The following is a 21126-nucleotide window of genomic DNA, read 5'->3' on the forward strand; positions in this document are numbered from 1 at the left end:
CAGCTAAGAAAGAATTATTTTTCCCTTGCAAATCACTTAAGACCCAAAAAGTTTTTCTAAAAATATTGCTTCTGAATTTAATATGAACTTTGAATCATCTGAGAGTTCCCAAAAACAAAATTATTGGCCACGGACAATTAGACCAGTTGGAGTCACCTCACTACATAGTATTGCCTTTTCTAGAGAGACTCTCTATGCTATTGACAAAAACCGTGGTTTTCTGTTAGAAATTAATCCAAAAACAGATAACACAATTATTATTAATCCTTATCAAACTAATGAGTTTATTGATGTTACTGGTATTTCTATCTGGAAAGATACTCTCTGGTTGACATGGGAAAATAAAATCTATTTCTGTCTCAATGCTGTTGGTAATTCATCAGAAAAACGTTTAAAATGGCAACATTTTTTCACTTTACCTTATACTGCTAATGGAATTGCTGTCCGGGAATCAACTGTTTATGTGACTTGTCAAAAATTAGGTAAGATTCTAGTTTTTGACAAAAATACTAAACAAGAAATTACGAGATTTTATTCTCCAGGAATAGGGTTTGAAAATATTACAGTACAAGATGAGGAATTATGGGTTTGCGATCGCGAAGAGCAAACTGTTTATTGTCTAGATAGAGGAACAGGTAAAGTTAAATTTAGCGTGCTGACTCCTTTTGAATTTCCAACTGGATTGGCATTTTATAATAATTTAAATACGGGAGAGCGACAACTTTATATAGCTTATTCTGGAGATGAACTTTACGTTAGAGATAACCCGAATTCGGAAAAACAGTATGAATTAAGTCGACGGGAACGTACTTTTATACACCCCCTTTATTTTTATTACAATGAGCCGGAAAAATATGCTGTTTCTAATGGTTTTTTAATTGAGATATCTTATGTAGAGGAACTAGAACCATTAGATGAAGTATTTTTAGAAGATTTAGAATGGCGTATTGCTTTACCTGCAGAAACTAATCGTCAAAAAGTTAGGGAAATTTCTCCTATAGGAATGCCTTTTACTGAAGAAGTCAAAGATGGTCAAAAAATTGCTGTTTTTAGATTTAAACCACTGCGTCAAACTGAAAGGCGAATATTTGGCTGGAAGGCTTTATTAGAAGTTAGGGCAATTAAGTACCAAATTCAACCTTTTAATGTAGAAAATATTCCGGAGCTTCCATCAGGTTTTAAAGAAAAATATTTGGTGGATAATGATAATTTGTCAATGGATAAAGAGATAATTATTAAAGCCGCGAAAGATGCTGTTTCTACAGAAACTAATATATTACGTCAACTTCTAAGTATTAGAAATTATGTTTATGATCATCTTTCTTATGGATTAACAGTTAAGATTGATACTCCTGATATTGTGCTGAAAAGAGGTATTGGTTCCTGTGGAGAATATGTGGGATTACTGTTAGCTTTAGCACGATTAAATGGTATTGCTTGTCGTACAGTAGGTCACTATAAATGCCCGGCTTTTGCTGATAGAAAAGGTGTGCCTTTAGAACCTGATTTTAATCATGTATGGTTAGAGTTTTATATACCTGGTTTTGGTTGGATTCCTATGGAGTCAAATCCAGATGATTTATACGAAGGTGGTCCTTATCCCTTGAGGTTTTTTATGGGTTTGGCTTGGTATCATGTGGAAATTGGTAAGGGAATTAGATTTGAAGAGATCAAAAATAAAGGGGTTTCTATTAATAAGGAAAATAATAAGGAAAAAATTTCAATTGGTAATTTGGCAATCAATCATATCAGGTTTACAATTTTAGAAGAATTGTTAGAATTGTAAGTATAAAAGTTAGAAGTAATAGAGAATAATGAACAATGAAAATAATAATTATTGATCTAAATATTTTTGAGATTTAATGAGATAATTTTTTTTCTATTCTCTATTACTTACTTCCTATTTGGTAAAATTTAGGAAGACAAAATCTAGGGTATAAGGAGGAGTTGTGGAATTAACACTAATAAATATTATGGCCATTGCTGCATCGGGATTAATGTTAATTGTGACGGGAGGAATTATATACTTAACGGCGTCTGAGTGGCGCGATCGCAGACGTCAAAAGAGAGATAAAAGCGGCCCTTAAAGTGGTGTTTGAAGAGAAATTTTCCTCTATTATTATTTAAATCTTTCCTTTTTTACTTGATGAGGCGGTGCAGTTGGTGGGTATTCATCTGGGTAGGTTGAGGAGGGTTGATGGATATGGGAAGGAGGTTTTGATTTTGACTTTTTTGAGAGTTGTATCACCGGAGGTTGGGGAAATATTGGTAAGGCCAACTGCTGTTGTGACTAAAGAAAACCTGAGGATGACAAATTCTGATAATGTTGTTTTATCTGAAAGCCAAGATCTTGAAACAATACCTGGGCAATACCTCTATCTATGGTCTATAGCATTTCTCTAGATATTGTTACTATTGGCTAGTGTTGATTACATATTGCGCATTGTTTAGCATTAGCGAGCTGTTTACCTTGAGAAGATAAATTTGAGAATGTCTCAAAAGGTGGTTGCTGTCTGGCTTCCTTAGCCTACAGAAAATAAGACTGTTACAAATGTTGTTGATGCTACTCTATCTCAAACTCAGGGTGCTGAAAGTGACTTGAGTTTTGATGTTAGGCACTATGACTAGGGAAGATATGATAAGGCGATCGCTGAGTTTTACCAAGCTATTGTACTTCATCCCAAATTAAAAAATTACAATGTGTTACTGTGAGCAGGAAAAATCAGAAAAAGAAGAACTATTTACTTTTGAAGTTTTAACTTTCAAGAACTCAGGCATTATTACTAACCTTACTTAGGGAAGTGCTCAACAAAAAATAGAAGACTTGGGTGGTAGCGAAAATTGGAAAATGATTTATACTTCTAGGGGGGTTTTTCATGGTCGCCGGAAGGTTTCGTCTACGTCTGTGATACTAACATGGCTTTTGACTATGGCGACTGCTATTCCTTCTGTGAAGGTTATTGTGTAGTCGCTGCCTGTGGCTCCACTCTTGTTATCCCCATCTAAGTCTAATGTGGGAGCGTTATTGACTGAAGTAATATTTATTGTTTTTGTCGCTGTGTTGCTATCAGTATCATTATTGTCGAAATTATGAGTACAAGAATATTAATTTACAACCAAAATGAAAGTAAATTAACCTTAGATGACGAAACTAAAAAAGTTGAAACAGTAATTACTAAAGCCAAAATTGCGATAAAAAAAGAAATATAAATCGCTGTATAGCAATTTAAAATGCCCATTAAATAATTTAAAGTATTCTCGTAAATTAAGAAACTACCGATAAAATTTAAAGCAAAAAATAAGAATATATCAAAATAATCAATTCAATAAATAAGTCAAAAAAACCCTGTTATGAATTATTGGGGATAAAAGATATAACTTACAAAAAACTCAGTTATGAATTATTGGGGATAAAAGATAATCGCCAAAAATACCGATTTAGAGCTTGGTGAAAAAGTATATATAGGTTCAGATCGAACTCATAACTGAGGAATAGGTATAGACATTCCATGGAAATTTCTTAAAGAGAAAATATACATAATATTATAAATTATCCCTGGATTTTTTTTCTAGTCATCAACAACTAGATGATTAATTATCCATCCACATTTATCAGTTAAATTATCACCGTCAATACTGATATTTTCTAGAAGTAGATAAACAGGATTTTTACCTGCTAGAGAAAAAATAAAATCAGAATCAACTCCAGGAAAATAATTATTGACATTTGTATCAAGCAAAATTCCTTGGTCATCTAATATAGAAAACTTAAGAGATAAACCATTACATTCTTGATGAAGAAAATCTAGCTTACCAGTGATTTTTATAGAAGAAGATAATTGCCCTAAATAGAGAAAATATTTAGATGTTTGCTTAGTAATATCTGAAGGATCTGTCATTAAATTATAAGCACTATCTGAAACTTGAGTAACTGCTGAATAGTTATAAGTAATATAAGGAGATTGATTTAAACTTATCCAGTCTAACTGTCTACCCGGACGCTGGGGAACTTGTTTTTGCATTGCTGATAAAGTTTGTAGGGCAGTGCTTATAGAAGTAGGACGAATTCTTTGATAAAAACTAACAGTTACTCCTCCATCTAAAACAAATTCTTCTGGCAATTTTTGGAAATCTTGACTAATAGATAAATTTTGAGTAAAGGCATCATAGACAAATCTGACTAAATCTTGTTGCCCTGGTTTTAAGACTTGTTCATCAGTTAATAATACTCTCTGAAATGGATGAGCGATGACTATATATTGTGCTGCTAATAATTCTGGCAATGGGTAAGTATCACGGGTGTCAATATGTGGTTTACTTATTGCTTTTAAGTTCGACCAATTTTTCGGATTAATTATCCGGTTAGCGTTTCTAATAATATTAGCATTAAACTGATTTGAAGAAGCAGCTACATACACTAATTCTTGATTCGGTGCTAATTTATTTAGATAATCAGTCAACTGTAAAACTTGATTGTAGTCGGAACGAATTAATGGGGAAAAGTTACTAGCAAATAATGGGCGTAGAGGGTTATTAAATTTACCGATAGGAGTTAAACCAAAGATGAGATTAATAATTAAATATATTCCCGCAATACTAAAAATAATTAATCTAGTTTTGCGTCGAAAAGTATGAATAGTTATCCAAATAAATGAGGATAGTCCTAAAACTACTATCGGTGTCAAATGTAGAGAGTAATGAATATTGCCATAGCGGAGTAAAATCAACCATTCAGCTACAGAAAATATTCCGAATAATAAGAGAAAAATAGTAGTAGATGGAATTAAAAATTTTCTCATAACTCCTACAAAAAATCCTATGGCAACTAATAGTAAAGTTATTAAGCCATAGAAACAGCTGTAACGCCAGAATATGTCAGGTATTGATAAGCTCCAGGCAGCATAAAGAGTTCGATAATTTTCTGTTAAAGAGTTTTGGATAAAGCCCCAGGCAAAAATTGATATAGTTAGGAAACAAGTTAGGGAAATAAGACTAATTTTTATAGCACCTTCTAAAAGTCTTTTCACAGAAGTTTTACTAAATTTGAAATTAGTTAAAGAGTCGAGGATAATTTGACAACTAATAGCTCCTATAAAGGCGATCACACTATAAGCAAAATGTCGTCTTAAAACTATAGATATTCCTAGACAAAATCCAATAATAGGAAGTTGCCACCAAGTAGTTAATCTAATATTTTTTAAGTAAAATAAAGCCCCCAATAAAATAAATAAAGTTGCCCCAATATCGGGATATCCTCTTAAACTCGGGCTCCAGCTCATAGGTATTAGTAAAGCGATCGCTACAGTTGACCAAAATACCCATCGAGAATGAACGGGAATTAATTTTATAGCTATTGCTCCTAGTAATAAACTAAAGGGTAATAAATAGATAAGATTAATACTCAAGATATAGATAATTCTTTGGTTGCCAAAAATATAGAGAAATGGGATTAATGGCAATGTAATTAGATAATTTTTCTGTTGAGATAAAGAACCATTAATATCATCAATAGCTCTTTGAAAGGATACTCTAAATAAATTTGTTAAATTATTCGCAGCATTCTGATATCCTACAAAGTCCCACCAATAAATTGTATCTTCATTGGATACATATATTGATGTTATAGCAATAATTATTAAAACTACTGTCAAGAAAATAATTATATTAGTCAAAAAGCTAGGCTGTGAATTTAATTTAGTATTTAACGGTTTGAAAAAAGAGTGAGTTTTCATGTTTTATAGCTGACTACTTAGGGAAAGTTATCTTTTATTATCTGTGATTAAGTTATATAGTAATCATAAATAATTTGTGAAAAAACTGTCGGGGTTTATTTCCAAACCTAAGGACAAGTGAGATTTAGATACAAAACTACCTTAGAAAAAAATTAGGAATTACCTATAAACACCATATATAGTAATAGTTAAGAGGGGTTAATCGCTAAAAAATACTGCATGATTTTATGTTGTTGTATAAGTCCTAAAAATATTTTTTAATATAGAACTGCTATAAGGCTTTTCATTCTTCTTAATTATTAAAATGAGTAAAAAATCAGGTCTCAAGGGTCTTCTTTTCAGGGGATGAAAAAAATCAGATTTAGTATTTTCAGTCTCTGGTTTAAAATAACTTATTTTGTAGCTGATTATTTTTCGGGTTTGAAATATATTTGTTTTGATATTTGTGGGAATAGTTTCTTATTCTTTTTTAGAATCAGCTATTTTAAAAATAATAGTTATATTTTTTATAAACAATAAAACTTTGGCAGCTAAATCTATAATTGATAGATGAAAAATTGCTGGTAAATAAATTAGTTGCATTCACTATTATACTGTAAATATATAGACAAATAATACAGAAATTAATAAGAGTATTTAAGAAAAAAAAGAGACAATTATTAGTTCCATAACCTATGCATCTACTAATTTTAATTATTTTTGGAACTCTAGAATTCTATTAAATCTTAACTATTTGAAATACCATTAAAGTATATTTGTAATTTATTCAGAGAAAAAAAATAGATAATTTTTCTATAATAATAAAAGAATATTTTGATATTAAAATCAAATTTTATAAACCTTTTAAGTAATTATAAAAAAAATATATTTTTATAACTAAATTTTGATCAAAATCTTATTTTCATAACATTGATAATAATTTTAAAGGTAAAGATTAGAGTGGTACAAAAGAAACAATAAAGTTTTTCCTAGGATAAGTGGATTCAAAAATTCATTTATATTGTACATCTTTAAACTTGAAATCTTTCTAGCACTATCTATTGATAGTAAATAAAAATTTAGTTGCTAAGTATTATATTGATAATATAATATAGCTATTATTTGAGAATAAAAAAAATAAAATTATATCATAGTATTTATTATTAGTAAAAAATAGAAAAACAGCTCTTTCTATATTTTTTTAATTGCCCCTTAGTTTATTAAAGTTACAATTGATTGTTAGTAAACCTTATGTTAAGCTGAAAAAAAAATAGCCCTAAAAAACATAAAATACTGCAAAAATCTCTAATCGAAAATATTAATATGAAAGCATTAATTCTCTCTGGTGGAAAAGGAACAAGATTACGTCCTCTTACTTATACAGGAACAAAACAATTAGTACCAGTTGCTAATAAGCCTATTTTGTGGTACGGAATTGAGGGTATTATTGCAGCAGGTGTTACTGACATAGGAATTATTATTAGTCCAGAAACGGGAGAAGAAGTACAAGAATTAACAGGAAACGGGGAAAAATTTGGAGGAAATATTACTTATATTCTCCAAGATAAACCTGCTGGTTTAGCTCATGCTGTTAAAACTGCTCAACCATTTTTGGGAGATTCTCCTTTTATTATGTATCTCGGAGATAATATTATTGAAAGTCAGTTAGGGAATTTTTTAGATACTTTTAAAAAGAAGCAACTAGATGCTTTGATTTTGCTACGTAAAGTTCCTAATCCTACTGCTTTTGGTGTGGCAAAAATAGATGATAATGGACGAGTATTAAGATTAGTTGAAAAGCCCAAAGTTCCACCATCAGATTTAGCACTTGTAGGTGTATATTTATTTTCTAAAAAAATACATAATGCTATTGCTAATATTAAACCTTCAGAGAGAGGAGAATTAGAAATTACAGATGCTATTCAATATTTAATTGACCAACAAATTTCAGGTGAAGAACCTGAAATTTCTGTAGAAGCAAGCATCTTAGAAGGTTGGTGGTTAGATACCGGTAAAAAAGATGATTTACTTAGTGCTAATCAAATTATTTTAGATACTCGTATAATTAAGTCAATAAATGGAGAAATAGATTCTAAAAGTAAAATTATAGGAAGGGTAAAAATGGGTAAAAATACAAAACTAATCAATAGTAGTGTTCGTGGTCCTGTAATTATAGGTGATAACTGTTACCTAGAAAATTGTTTTATCGGTCCTTATAGTAGTATTGCTGATAATGTGACTTTAATTGATGTTGATATAGAACATAGTGTTATATTACAAGGAGCAAAAATTATTGAAATTAATCAACGTATTGTTGATAGTTTACTCGGTCGTCGTGCTCAATTAATTAATGCTCCACAACATCCTAAAGCATTACGGTTTATGATTGGAGATGATAGTCAAATAGAATTAACATAGATTATACTTTATAGCGCTTTTTATTTTGTTAAAAACTTTGTTTATGGGGAAGAGCTGTCTGCGGTAAAGGTTTGTAGAACATGACTTATCAAAACAAACTCTGTATCCCCAAAGCTTTTTGCTCTGTGGAAACCATGGCAGTTACTTCTCTTAGGAATAACCTAAGACCGCACTTTCGAGCAACAAAACCTACAAATTAATATTTTTAATGTGTTTAGCAAAGCAATATGTTGATAATTATTATATTTATAACTATTAGAATTTGACAAAAAATTGAAATTGTAGATTAGGAGAAACTCATATAAATACTAAGTCTATATACTTCTTAACAGTTAATTACTATTCAACTCAATTAATTAAAAAATTAATTAATTCTATTAAATTAATTACCGATCTATTTAGTCATATTGTTATTATTAATAATTCTACTGATGATAAGTCTATTTATCAACTCCAAAATAACAAGACAATTATTATTAATTCAGAAACTAATTTAGGATATGGCAAAGGGTGCAATTTAGGATTAAGTTGGATTTATAATCAAAATCCTCAAGCAATAGTTTGGTTAATTAATCCTGATGCTTATTTATTACCTGATTCTCTGGAAAAAGCATATCATTTTTTAGGAAAAAATCCTGAAATTTCTATATTAGGAACAACTGTCTATGAACCCACAGGTAAAGTTTGGTTTGGTGGCGGGAATTTTATTCCTGAAACTGGAAAAATAATTGCTAATAATTTTTTTTACAAGACAGAAACATCAATCACAGATTGGGTGACAGGATGCAGCATGTTAATCAACATGAATAACTTTGAAAAATGCCCTGAGTTTGATGAGGATTATTTTTTATACTACGAGGATTTTGACTTTTGTAGACGCTATAAAAAACAAGGTCATAAAATAGCTATTACTCAAACAATATCTGTAATTCATCAACCATCTTCTATTACTAGTAAACAACCAGGATTAAAACTTGAGTATAGCATATATAGCTACCTGTTGAGTTTAGCAAAACATACAAATAAATTAGTTTTAATATATAGATTACTTAGAATTACAATAGCTGCTTTAGTTAGCCTACTAATAGATTATAAAATAGCTCGTGTTAAAATCAAAGCGATATCGAAATTTATCAGATGTAATCGTAGGTTTTTGTAGAGCTAAGTTAAAGCCAAAAAACTATGATGTAATTGGATAAATTTTGGCCTGATCTGAACCTTGAAGTAAAAATGTTGGGTTGCCCTGGGATATATTGCTGGGTTCTCAGAACCAACTTACGGTATTTAAAATTATTGTCTCTAAGTGTCAATGTCTAATAAAGTTCTTATTAACTTATCAGTATTAATTCCCCAACCTACAGGAATATCTGTCTATGCTAATAATATTTTGCCACAGCTTCAGCCACTTAATCCTATTCTATTAGTTGCTAATAATATTCCCAAATTTAACTGCCATCTTATCCCTAATAATATGACTCCCGCTCAGGGAACTATAGGTCATTTTCGACGATTATTTTGGACTCAATTTCAATTATCAAATATATCTAAAAAATTACAAGCAAATCTAATTTTTTCTCCCCTTCCAGAAGCGCCATTATTTTCTGAATGTCCTTATATTGTCATGGCTCATGATTTAATTCCTTTGCGTTTTCCTAAACCTGGTTCTCGCTTAACTGCTTATTTCAAATATTACATTCCCCAAGTATTAAGTCAGGCAAAACATATTATTTGTAATTCCCAAGCTACGGCAAAAGATATTACTGATTTTTTCAAAATATCACCTCAAAAAATTACTCCTATTCCTCTAGGTTATGATTCTCAAAGATTCCAATTTTTAGATTTACCGACAAAAAATTATTTTCTTTATCTCGGTCGGCACGACCATTATAAAAATTTGCATCGGTTGATCGAAGCTTTTACTAATTTGCCAAATTTTTCTGAGTATGAATTATGGTTTGCCGGACCTACAGATAATATTTATACACCAACATTAAAAACTCAAATCAAAGAACTAGGTTTAACAAATTTAGTGAAATTTCTTGATTATGTTTCTACAGAAGAATTACCCAAAATAATTAGTCAGGCGATCGCTATGGTTTTTCCTAGTTTGTGGGAAGGGTTTGGTTTTCCAGTATTGGAGGCGATGGCTTGTGGTACTCCTGTTATTACTTCTAATATTTCATCTCTGCCAGAAGTTGCTGGAGATGCTGCTATTTTGGTTAACCCGAAAAATGTGGGAGAAATAACTGATGCGATGAATATTATTGCTCAAGATGGGGGGGAGCGATCGCGTCTGATGAGCTTAAGTTTGGCTAGAGCTAAAGAGTTTAGTTGGGAAAAAACTGGTTTAGCTACTAGGGAGATAATTCAGCAATTTTCTGTATCAGGTTGAAATAATGAGAGCGATCGCTCTTTTTGAATTCAGGGCTATCTTTTTAGGGAAAGCGATCGCTATTCACCCACAACTATTAGGGACATATAGGCCAGAAAATCAAATCGTGGCCAAAATATGATGGCAGGTAAATGCTCAAGATGTGGGGGAGCGATCGCTGCTGAGAACGTTAAGTTTAACTAGATCTAAAAAGTTTAGTTGGGAATAAACTGGTTTAGCTACTAGCCAGATAATTCAGGAATTTACTGATTAAGGTTTAAATAATTCGAGCGATCGCCCCTTTTTTTTAGGGAACCTAAATTAACTGTTAATTCATCTAACTTTGAGAACGTAGATCAAAAAGGTTAGCCAGGCTGGCAAAAGGTTGATTACCTTTGTTTTAGATTAATTAGATTTGCAGCCATAAGCATTGTATTTTTCGTCTTGGAAAATTTTACCCAAAAATGAGGGAACATTAGACTATTTAATATAGCAAGGTAAACCTAATTCAAAATTAGCAAGGTTGTAATCTCCTTTCAATTTTCCGTGCAGACAAACCTTGGTTAAAGGCTGACCACATCCTCCTACATTAGCAATTTGTCATTCACCGATGTAGTTACCAACCTTATCCTCAGCAATATTTGTTGCTAAACAAGATGAACCTTGGGTAACATTATCTACGGAAACTGCACTCACAGAAAATCTAATTTATATGACTACTATTCTCTACTTTCTTTTTGACTGTGTTATTTTTTTTTGAAATTCTGTATTATACAGAAGTTACGCACTCAGATGGACATACACTATTAAGGTTCATATCACTTTATGTCGTAACTAGATAAGTTCTATTATACTAATAAAATTATAATATTAAACCTTAACTATAAGAATTCAAATTAATATAGCATCTACTATAACAATAACAACATATTATGGAACACATAGAATTATTATATATTAGTTTTTCTGGATTATTTGCTGGTGTACTAGCCGGTTTTTTAGGCATTGGTGGAGGTGTGGTAATGATCCCAGTATTAGTAACATTAGGATACCAACCTGTACAAGCAGTTGGGACTACCACTTTATCCATTTTGATAACAGCTATTTCTGGTAGTATTCAAAATTTACAGATGGGAAATTTAACTATTAGTCGAGTAATAGCAATAGGTTTTCCTGCTTTGATTACTGCTCAGTTAGGGGTGTACTTAGAAAATCAATTTTCTTCTCGTTGGTTATTGTTTGCTTTTGGATTATTTCTAATTTTAAATATCTATTTAGTAGAGTTTCGCAAACAGGTGACAAAAAGAAAAAAAGAGCAGGAAGAATTAGAACAAAATCTGCGCGAGGATGTTTTAGTTAAACTAGAAAATAGGAATAATCAAGATTTTGCAGAAGAATTTGCATTACCTATTACTGATGAATCTTTGCTATTAATAGAGCCAATAATAAAAAAAATAAATTCTCAAATTCCAGAGAAATACATGAAACCTATCGCTAGAATTACTACTGGTAGTTTAGCTGGGTTATTAGCAGGTTTGTTTGGTTTAGGAGGTGGTGTAATTCTGGTACCTTTACAAATATTGTTATTAGGAGAAAAAATTAAAGTAGCTATTCCAACTAGCTTAGGAGTAATCGTAATTACAGCTTTTTCTGCTTGTATAGGTCATGCAGTTAGAGGAAATGTTTTATGGGAAACAGGATTATTATTAGGATTTAGTGGTTTATTGGGAGTACAATTTAGTACCAGATCTATGAAAAAATTACCAGACGAAGTTATCAGTTTTGCTTTTCGTGCATTGCTAGCAATTATATCAATTTACATTTTTTGGGAAGGTGTAAATATAGGTTAGATTTGAGGTAAATATTCAGTCTTTAAAACTCAGGAATTTAGAAATTAATAATAAATAATTACTGGTAAAGTTAAGGGTTCATAATTGGTGAATTAATTTTTATTCTATCTCAAATTTTCCATTACCTTTAAGTTTTTTTATGAGGAGACTAAATGTGTTTTTTATTGTTAGTACATAGGGAAATTTGAGTTATAAAATGATCTAATATTTCCCATAGTTCTATTAGTTATCTGTTTTGCTATATCAAGTCAAAAGTTTGCCAGTTAATGGGAGACTTCCACGCACCTAAAAAAACTAAATTGTCTTATTATTTATATTATATAGAACCCATTTGATATATTTTTTAAGCTAAATAGGCTTGCTGAATTAGCTAGTATATCAAAGAACTTCGAGGCTTTTTTATAGCCAAGTGGGAACTATATTATAACAATAATGATTCAACCAAAAAACTGTTAGGTTGATGGTTAGGTAAGGAGGTTTTAAATGGTTTCTATAAAAACAGAATTTTTGCTCCCCATTTCTGACGTCTGACTTTTGACTTGTAACTATACTTTAATAATTCATTGCATTAGCACGAGCTGCGGCAGCTTCGTCAGGGTGAATATTCAAGCGAGTTAAATTCACTCGGCCCTTAGAATCTATTTCTCGTACTTTAACAATGACCTCATCTCCAATTGCTAGCTCATCTTCTACCTTGCCTACGCGATAATCTGCAATTTGGGATATATGAACCATTCCTTCTTTTCCAGCAAATACTTCTACAAAAGCACCAATAGGAATAATTCGAGTCACTCGACCAACATAAACATCTCCAGGATTGAGTTTCTTGGTCATCCCTTGAATAATATTGCAAGCTTGTTTAGCTTTTTCACCATCTGCTGCTGCAATAGTTACGGTTCCATCATCATCAATATCAATTTTAACACCGGTTTCCTCAGTAATACCTTTAATAGTTTTACCACCAGGTCCGATGACTAAACCGATCATTTCTGGGTCTATCTTGAAGCTTAAGAGTCTCGGTGCATAGGGCGACATATCGGGACGAGGTAGATCGAGAACACTTAGCATCTTGTCTAAAATATGTATCCGTGCTGGTTTAGCTTGATGAATAGCATCAGCAATGACCTCTATAGGCAAACCTGTAATTTTCATATCCATCTGTAAAGCTGTAATTCCACTATCGGTACCAGCAACTTTGAAGTCCATATCACCCAAAAAATCTTCTATACCCTGAATATCTGTCAGAATTCGGACTTCCTCATCTTCTTTGATTAAACCCATAGCTGCTCCACTCACGGGTTTAACAATAGGAACTCCAGCATCCATTAAACCAAGAGTAGAAGCACAAACTGAACCCATAGAAGTTGAACCATTTGAAGAAAGGACTTCTGAAACGACTCGAATTACATAGGGAAAAATATCGCTTTTTGGTATGACAGGTATCAAAGCACGTTCTGCTAAAGCACCATGACCAATTTCTCTACGACCAGGCTGTCGCAATGGTTTGGTTTCTCCTACAGAAAAAGGAGGGAAGTTGTAATGGTGCAAATAACGTTTTTCGTCTTGGGGATGTAAATCATCCGCTAGTTCTTGAGCATCACCTGGTGTTCCCAAAGTAACAGCAGACATTACTTGAGTTAAACCTCGATTAAATAGAGAACTACCGTGGACTCGTGATGGCAGTACTCCTACCCGACAAGAAACAGGGCGTACTTCATCTAACTTCCGACCATCAACCCGGATACCTTCAGCAACAATTTGTTGACGCATTAACTTTTTGGTGACGCTCTTAAAGGCATTCCCAAGCAACATACTTTCAGATTCAACCATTGCTCTTACTGCTTCTTCTTCAGGAAGTTCAGTGATGCTTTCTGCCAGAGAATCTTTAATTTCATCGAGTTTTTCGTCCCGCTGATTTTTATCTAAATCATATTGAGACAAAATCTCTTTAATCTGTTCTGTAGCTTTTTCCTTGATATAGTTTTCTAAGGTAGGGTCTACTTCCGGAGGTTCTAATTCTACAAGTTCAATACCCATTTCAGCAATAATTTCTCGTTGAGCTTGAATCAGGTCACAAACTGCTTCATAGCCAAAATCAATTGCCTCAATAATATCTTGTTCTGGCAATTGATTTGCCCCTGCTTCTACCATGATCACCCCCTGGGGAGACCCAGCGACCACTAAGTCTAAATCACCATTTTTGACTTCACGGTAAGTAGGATTAATGATAAAGTCATCCCCTACTAGCCCTACCCGTACTGCAGCCATTGGGCCATAAAAAGGTAATTTGGCCAGTAATACTGCTACTGAACTACCTGTTACGGCTAACACATCTGGTGGTACTTCCTCATCCATGGACAATGTTGTGGCCACAATTTGAATATCATCCCGTAACCAACTAGGAAATAGGGGGCGTAGAGGTCTATCAATTAAACGACTTGTCAGTGTCACCTTTTCTGGAGGACGACCTTCCCGGCGCAAAAAACCACCGGGAATTTTTCCTCCAGCGTAGAGTCTTTCCTCATAGTCAACCAAAAGAGGTAGAAAATCTATTCCTTCTCTACCTTTAGCTGTAGTAGCTGTGACTAATACTGCTGTGTCTCCTGACTCTATCATCACAGCACCACCAGCTTGAGGTGCAAATAAACCAACTTTGAGTCGAATATCCCGTCCGTCAAAGGATATGGATTTATCTATCTCTTCCATCCAGTTTTTTTCCTTCTATATTCTTTTGTTTCTGTGGCAATCCTAGCATTGTTGATGGGGCAAGTGTTATATTGCTTAAGTTGGAACTCTGAGGTCAGAAGCTAGAAGTCAGAGGTTAAAAGTTTTTTGAAGTCTAGTCTTTGACTGAAACTCGTTAAGTTTTGTATGGGAAAAAAATTTGTCAAATTTTGTTATGACAAAAGTTATAACGAAAGTTATATAAAAAAAGCTAATGATGGATAGTAAAAATTTTTTTCCCTAGTAAGTTAATACATTTTCTGAAGCACCCATCCGAAGGAGATGATTAGTGAAATTTTTCGGCGTTGGTAAATAGAAAGATGAATTAAATAGGACAAGAGCTACGGACTAGTTAAAGTCTCTGAATACTATAGACTCAGATTCTATGTTTCATTGCAATATCTGTGAGTATCTTAGGAAACATATTGGTAAAAATGGCCATGGATCAGGTTGATTTTTGTGATTCACCTGGATATGGTCAGGATATTAAGGTTCTTTGTCTCAAAATATAGGTTAATGGTATGGGTTTCTAGGGGATTGGTTGAGTTCTTGGTGTGGCCCATGCTATTGTTATTGATTGGCTGAAACAGGTGGGAGAGCTTTTGCCTGATGCTTAGGATCCAGAGGATATTAGTCAAGTTGGAGAGCTTGATGAATTTTAGAGTTTTATCGCTAAAAAAAATAAAGTCTAAGTCTCAATAGTTGTAGATTATTTTCTCTTAGGAATTCTTGATAGGGTGGTAGGAGACTCCAGTGGGAAAATTTTGATTCTTTTTTGAGGAGCGATCGCCTATTGGCAGTTACTTGTGGGTAAGCGACGGTAGATATACTTATTCCTGCTTAATTTATTTTCTAAATTACCAACGCCAAATTTTCTTACTAGAAGGACACGTCTTAAATGTTGCATTATAAAAGGCTCTAAAAGCTTGTTATAATAAGAACTATAGAAAAAAAAGGCTCTGCAAAGTTTTAGCTGTGTCAGTCTAATACTGGACTCTCCTAATATCTCTGGAATTTTACTGAATATAAAATGCTATAATAATCATACTTACTGTTCATTGTAAATGATGAAGTTTGCATCCAGTTATTTTAACTCGGATGTAGTTTTTATTGTGAAATTTTGTTTTTCAAAGGTTTACAGTAGAAAAAATTAGTAGTCAAAATATAACCTTTTTGATAGATATTTTAAGATGGCAATTTTACATAGTTTTTGGGTGACAGAACATGAACAACCTAGTTTTTTATTTATTTGGGGAGAAGCTTGGCACAGAGTTACAGAAGAGGATGCTGGTGAAGTAGAAAAAATTACTAATAATCCTTATTCAATAACTTTAGATGAACTATTAAAGTTATCTGAGGCAAATATATATTTATCTTTAGAAAAGCACAAAAAATCCACAAATCAAACTTTAGGTATCCCCACAAAGTTATCAGAATCTAACCAAAAATTATACCCAATTCACTCTGCTATAAGTTTATCAGAAATTCCAGAAAATTTATATATTTATCCCTGGAAAATAGAAGGAATTTGTCTAGAACCTGATGAAGCAATTAAATTTTTACAATCTATTCCTCTAGGACAAACTACTGAATCTTTCATCGGGTCAGATTTAAAGTTTTGGTCTCATCTTGCTCGATGGAGTCTTGACTTATTAGCAAGATGTAAGTTTTTACCTTCTATTGAACAAAGATCTATTACACAAGAATTTATTACAACTTGGCAACCTTTAATTGATAGTTCTATAGACCAAACAAGATTGAAAAATTTTGCCCAACAAATGCCTCTTGTTTGTCGTACATATAATCTTGATTGGCAATTACATCCTTCTTTAGAAAGTTTACAAATAATTACTAAAAATAATAGTTACTCAAATTTACCTCGACTTCAATCAAGTCAAGAAATTATACAGGATTTCTTGAAAAATACAATAGATAAACAGATTAGACAACTATCAGCTGAAATATCTCTAACAGAAACTACCTCATTAAATTCTTCAATTAGACAATGGTTGAAGTCTTTATCAGGAAAATTAAGTTTAAAATTACCTGCTCCTCAAGAAACAAAAAAAATTCAAAAAATACTTGATAATTGGAAGTCACCTCTACAAGAATATCAAGCTATAGAAAATAAGTTTGTTGCCTGTTTTTGTCTCCACTCACCATCAAATAATTCCCAACAATGGAAGCTAGAATATTGTCTCCAAGGACTTGATAACCCAGATTTTTTGGTTGATGCTAAAACTATTTGGGAAAATCCTGTGGCAAGTTTAAATTATCAAGGTAAAACAATTAAACTGCCTCAAGAAACTTTGCTTAAAGGTTTGGGTTTAGCATCAAGAATTTATCCAATTATTGAGCCTAGTTTACAAGAAGCAACTCCCCAATATTGCTTACTAACTTCACAACAAGCTTATGATTTTATTAAAAGTGGAAGTGGGCGGTTTATTGATAGTGGACTGGGGGTAATTTTGCCTCCTAGTTTAGCTAACCGAGAAGGGTGGGCTTCTCGTTTGGGCTTAAGTATTCAGGCTACAGCTCCAAAAATGAAAAAAACTGAAAAACTTGGGTTGAAAAGTCTTCTCAATTTTAAGTGGCAGTTGTCTATTGGAGGTCATAAATTAACTAAAGCTGAATTTGAAAAATTAGTTTCTCAAGATAGTCCTTTAGTAGAAGTTAATGGTGAGTGGGTGGAGTTACAAGGTCAAGATGTCCGAGCTGCTAAAAATTTCTTTGCCTCTCGTAAAGACCAAATGAGTTTATCTTTGGAAGATGCTTTGCGCCTGGCGACTGGGGATACTCAGACTGTGGAAAAGTTGCCTGTTGTTAATTTTGAAGCTGGGGGTCAATTTCAGGAACTTTTAGATACTTTAACTAATAATCGTTCTTTAGAGGAAGTTTCTACTCCTGAGAATTTTCGGGGAGAACTGCGCAATTATCAAGCACGAGGGGTAAGTTGGTTGAGTTTTCTGGAACGTTGGGGTTTGGGTGCTTGTTTGGCGGACGATATGGGTTTGGGTAAGTGTGTGTTGCACGATACAGAAATTTATGTTAATGGTATGGTAATGGAAGCAGAACAAATTTGGCAAGCTTATGCAGGTGAGGCTGAATTTGATGGGGAAGGGTTTTGGACAGAGCCTAATAAGGAGTTATTGGTAAATTCTTTAGATGAGACAACTGGTAAAATTGTCTTTGCTCGGATCCGACGGTTATATCGCCAGTGGGTACGGGAAAAGTTACGGAAGGTTAGGTTGAAGGATGGTAGTAGTATTACTATTACTTGTAGGCATAAATTATTTATTCGCGATAGTTGGAAAAATGATTTTCAGGTGGGAGATGATGTTTGTGTACCTGCAAAGCTGATGTGGGATGGGAAACCAGAAGATCCAGATGTGGTTAAGTTTGTTGCTTGGCAAGTAGCTGAAGGATGGGAAAGGGTTAATTCTGGAATGTTTGGTGTTTCTCAGAAGGGAAAGGATGTTTTGGAAGGTTTACTTGAAGTTTTTAGCAGACTTGGAAAACGATATGATATTAAAATTAATTGCCCTAAAGTTGTTGCTCATGGTAGCAAGAAAAATTGTTATGAATTTAGTGCGCATAGTTTAGAGTATCGGAAATTTTTGGAAGAAAAAAGATATGGCTGGGGGAAGCGATCGCATGAAAAAACTATCCCACTATTTATAATGCAGGCTGACTTAGACAGCGTTAGAGTTTTTCTGAGCAACTACTTTGATGCAGAGGGTTGGGTAAACAAAACTGTAAGATGTGTCGAAATTTCTACAGCATCATCCCAACTTATTCAAGAATTATCTATCCTTCTCAGACGCTTTGGGGTTTGGATGAAAATTTCACCTCAACAGAAATGCGCTACTAATGGTACTGGAGTTTTTTGTACCTATTATATTGGTACATTTGGTGGTAATTCGGCACGCTGTTTTTTACAAGAAATAGGATTTAATGATTCAGGAAAACAAGAAAATCTTAAGTCAATTTGTGAAAAAATTGCTGACTCTAATGTTGAAGGAATTCCTGCTTCTGATATAGTTGCTGAGTTAGTAGAAAAAACTCAACTACCAGTGGGAAGTTTAGGAATTCAGGATCCAATTTATATGGATGGTTGCCAAGATTTTTCTCCTACTAGTTTAGAAAAAGTTATTAACAGTATTGAGGATATTATTAGTGGAGCTGGGGAAGAGGAGTATGGTCAACTGAAATCTTCAAAATTGAGGAATAAAACTTTAGAGGCTTATTCTTTACTGAATATTTTAGAGCTAGAAATTTATAAAACTAGGCTGCAAAAATTACTCAACCAAGAGGTCTATTATTGTCAGATAGAATCTATCGAAGAGATGGAATATGAGGGATGGGTTTATGATTTTGAAGTGAGCAAATATCATAATTTTGTTGCTAATAATATTATTTGTCATAATACTATTCAAACTATAGCTTTTCTACTGAAACAACAAGAGCAAAAAGCACTTAAAGGACCTACGTTATTAGTTTGTCCTACTTCTGTATTAGGAAATTGGGAAAGAGAGGTCAAAAAGTTCGGACCGACTTTAAAAGCAATAGTACATCATGGGGATAAACGTGCTAAAGGTAAAGGGTTTGCTACAGCAGTAAAAGATACAAATTTAGTCATAACAAGTTATGCTTTATTGCATCGAGATGAGAAAATATTGGAGACAATAAAATGGCAGTCAGTGATAGTTGATGAAGCCCAAAATATTAAAAATCCAGAGGCAAAACAATCTCAAGCAGCTAGAAAGTTAGATGCATCATTTAGAATTGCTTTAACAGGAACTCCTGTAGAAAATCGCCTTTCAGAATTATGGTCAATTTTGGATTTTTTGAATCCTGGATATTTAGGTCAAAAGCAATTTTTCCAGCGTCGGTTTGCTATTCCTATTGAGAAATATGGCGATACAAGTTCGTTGCAAATTTTGCGTTCTCTTGTTCAACCATTTATTCTCCGTCGCCTTAAAACTGATAAAGATATTATTCAAGATTTACCAGAAAAACAGGAAAATACTATTTTTTGCCCACTGGCAAATGAACAAGCATTGCTTTATCAAAATATAGTTGAAAATTCTTTGGCAGAAATTGATACTGTTGGTGGTATTCAGCGAAAAGGAAAAATTTTAGCTTTGTTAATAAAACTGAAACAGTTGTGTAATCATCCTGTACTTTTACAAATCAAAAAAGGTAGTAGGAAAAAGGTAGAAATTACTGATAAAAATTCAGGGAAATTACAACGTTTAGGGGCAATGTTGGAAGAAATAATTTCTGAGGAAGAACGGGCAATTATTTTTACACAATTTGCTGAATGGGGAAAGGTTTTACAACCTTATTTGCAGAAAAGTTTAGGTAGGGAAGTTTCTTTTTTATATGGTTCTACTCAGAGGAGTAAAAGGGAGGAAATGATTGATCAATTTCAACTGGATCCTCAAGGTCCTCCTGTCATGATTTTGTCGTTAAAAGCTGGAGGTACTGGTTTAAATTTGACTCGGGCTAATCATGTTTTTCATTTTGATAGATGGTGGAATCCTGCAGTGGAAAATCAGGCTACGGATCGGGTATTTAGAATTGGTCAAACTCGAAATGTTCAGGTGCATAAGTTTGTTTGTACTGGAACTTTGGAGGAGAAAATACATGATTTAATTGAAAGTAAAAAGGAGTTGGCTGAGCAGGTTGTAGGTGCGGGTGAAAAATGGTTGACTGAACTTGATACGGATCAGTTGAGAAATTTATTAATACTTGACAGAAATCAAGTGATTAAAGAGGAATAATTTTGAGATTTTCTCCACCCTCAAGTTATGATAATTTTGATGCTTTTATCTCCTTTTTTTTGGGGGGGGGAAGGGTGGAGGCGATCGCTAAGGTTAAAAGTGAAAAATAGGAGGTCATTTATTAATAGTTAAAAAATGCAAATTTTGAGGTTATCAGTAAACTGATACTTATAAAAATGTAGGCTGGGTATAACAGCGGTGAAACCCAAAAAAGCTTAATTTTGGTTAGGTTACTCTAATAGTTACTTTTATTTTTAAAATACTGA

10 protein-coding genes and 1 pseudogene are annotated in these 21126 nt (G+C 33.0%); 9 read left to right on the forward strand and 2 right to left on the reverse strand.

The window, feature by feature from the left end:
- Positions 1-82 precede the first annotated feature (82 nt).
- From TERY_RS07095 to TERY_RS07100, 3 genes are all read left to right on the forward strand, one after another.
- On the forward strand, positions 83-1786 hold the full coding sequence (locus tag TERY_RS07095; RefSeq protein ID WP_011611191.1) for a transglutaminase domain-containing protein: 1704 nt from the start codon (positions 83-85) through the stop codon (positions 1784-1786).
- 163 nt (positions 1787-1949) lie between these two features.
- The gene (locus TERY_RS32630; protein ID WP_155994352.1) at positions 1950-2087 is read left to right on the forward strand and encodes a hypothetical protein; all 138 of its coding nucleotides are present in this window, start codon (positions 1950-1952) and stop codon (positions 2085-2087) included.
- A gap of 76 nt (positions 2088-2163) precedes the next feature.
- Positions 2164-2403 (forward strand): hypothetical protein, encoded by a 240-nt coding sequence (locus TERY_RS07100; protein ID WP_044136536.1) that lies wholly within the window; start codon positions 2164-2166, stop codon positions 2401-2403.
- 1166 nt (positions 2404-3569) lie between these two features.
- Here the strand turns inward: TERY_RS07100 and TERY_RS07105 are convergent.
- Entirely contained in the window at positions 3570-5672 is a 2103-nt protein-coding gene (locus TERY_RS07105) for a hypothetical protein (protein ID WP_155994353.1), read from the reverse strand.
- Between the two features lie 1362 nt (positions 5673-7034).
- Between TERY_RS07105 and TERY_RS07110 the strand changes: the two genes are divergently transcribed.
- The 5 genes and pseudogenes from TERY_RS07110 to TERY_RS07125 all read left to right on the forward strand — a co-directional run bounded on the left by TERY_RS07110 (position 7035) and on the right by TERY_RS07125 (position 12350).
- Positions 7035-8129 carry a glucose-1-phosphate thymidylyltransferase gene (locus TERY_RS07110; protein WP_011611194.1) on the forward strand — a complete coding sequence of 365 codons (1095 nt, stop codon included), beginning with the start codon at positions 7035-7037 and terminating at the stop codon, positions 8127-8129.
- A gap of 316 nt (positions 8130-8445) precedes the next feature.
- Positions 8446-8847 (forward strand): annotated as a pseudogene (locus TERY_RS36470) (glycosyltransferase); the annotation flags it as partial.
- A gap of 84 nt (positions 8848-8931) precedes the next feature.
- A complete protein-coding gene (locus TERY_RS36475; protein ID WP_370496784.1) occupies positions 8932-9288 on the forward strand; it encodes a glycosyltransferase family 2 protein in 357 nt (118 codons plus the stop codon).
- 150 nt (positions 9289-9438) lie between these two features.
- Positions 9439-10521, forward strand: coding sequence for a glycosyltransferase (locus TERY_RS07120; RefSeq protein WP_011611196.1), 1083 nt, complete (start codon positions 9439-9441; stop codon positions 10519-10521).
- Between the two features lie 911 nt (positions 10522-11432).
- Complete coding sequence (locus tag TERY_RS07125; RefSeq protein WP_011611197.1) at positions 11433-12350, forward strand: TSUP family transporter; 918 nt, start codon at positions 11433-11435, stop codon at positions 12348-12350.
- A 552-nt stretch (positions 12351-12902) separates the two neighbouring features.
- Here the strand turns inward: TERY_RS07125 and TERY_RS07130 are convergent.
- Positions 12903-15056 carry a polyribonucleotide nucleotidyltransferase gene (locus TERY_RS07130; protein ID WP_011611198.1) on the reverse strand — a complete coding sequence of 718 codons (2154 nt, stop codon included), beginning with the start codon at positions 15054-15056 and terminating at the stop codon, positions 12903-12905.
- A 1208-nt stretch (positions 15057-16264) separates the two neighbouring features.
- On the opposite strand from TERY_RS07130, the gene TERY_RS07135 reads away from it, so the two are divergent.
- Entirely contained in the window at positions 16265-20860 is a 4596-nt protein-coding gene (locus tag TERY_RS07135; protein WP_011611199.1) for an SNF2-related protein, read from the forward strand.
- The last annotated feature ends 266 nt before the right edge of the window (positions 20861-21126 follow it).

It is taken from the genome of Trichodesmium erythraeum IMS101 (genome assembly GCF_000014265.1).
Taxonomy (GTDB): Bacteria; Cyanobacteriota; Cyanobacteriia; order Cyanobacteriales; family Microcoleaceae; genus Trichodesmium; species Trichodesmium erythraeum.

Excerpts from the sequence above, each read along its gene's own strand:
- TERY_RS07130 (WP_011611198.1), bottom strand. The coding sequence starts at position 15,056 with ATGGAAGAGATAGATAAATCCATATCCTTTGACGGACGGGATATTCGA.
- TERY_RS36475 (WP_370496784.1), top strand. The coding sequence starts at position 8,932 with ATGAATAACTTTGAAAAATGCCCTGAGTTTGATGAGGATTATTTTTTA.
- TERY_RS07110 (WP_011611194.1), top strand. The coding sequence starts at position 7,035 with ATGAAAGCATTAATTCTCTCTGGTGGAAAAGGAACAAGATTACGTCCT.
- TERY_RS07135 (WP_011611199.1), top strand. The coding sequence starts at position 16,265 with ATGGCAATTTTACATAGTTTTTGGGTGACAGAACATGAACAACCTAGT.
- TERY_RS07125 (WP_011611197.1), top strand. The coding sequence starts at position 11,433 with ATGGAACACATAGAATTATTATATATTAGTTTTTCTGGATTATTTGCT.
- TERY_RS07120 (WP_011611196.1), top strand. The coding sequence starts at position 9,439 with ATGTCTAATAAAGTTCTTATTAACTTATCAGTATTAATTCCCCAACCT.
- TERY_RS07095 (WP_011611191.1), top strand. The coding sequence starts at position 83 with ATGAACTTTGAATCATCTGAGAGTTCCCAAAAACAAAATTATTGGCCA.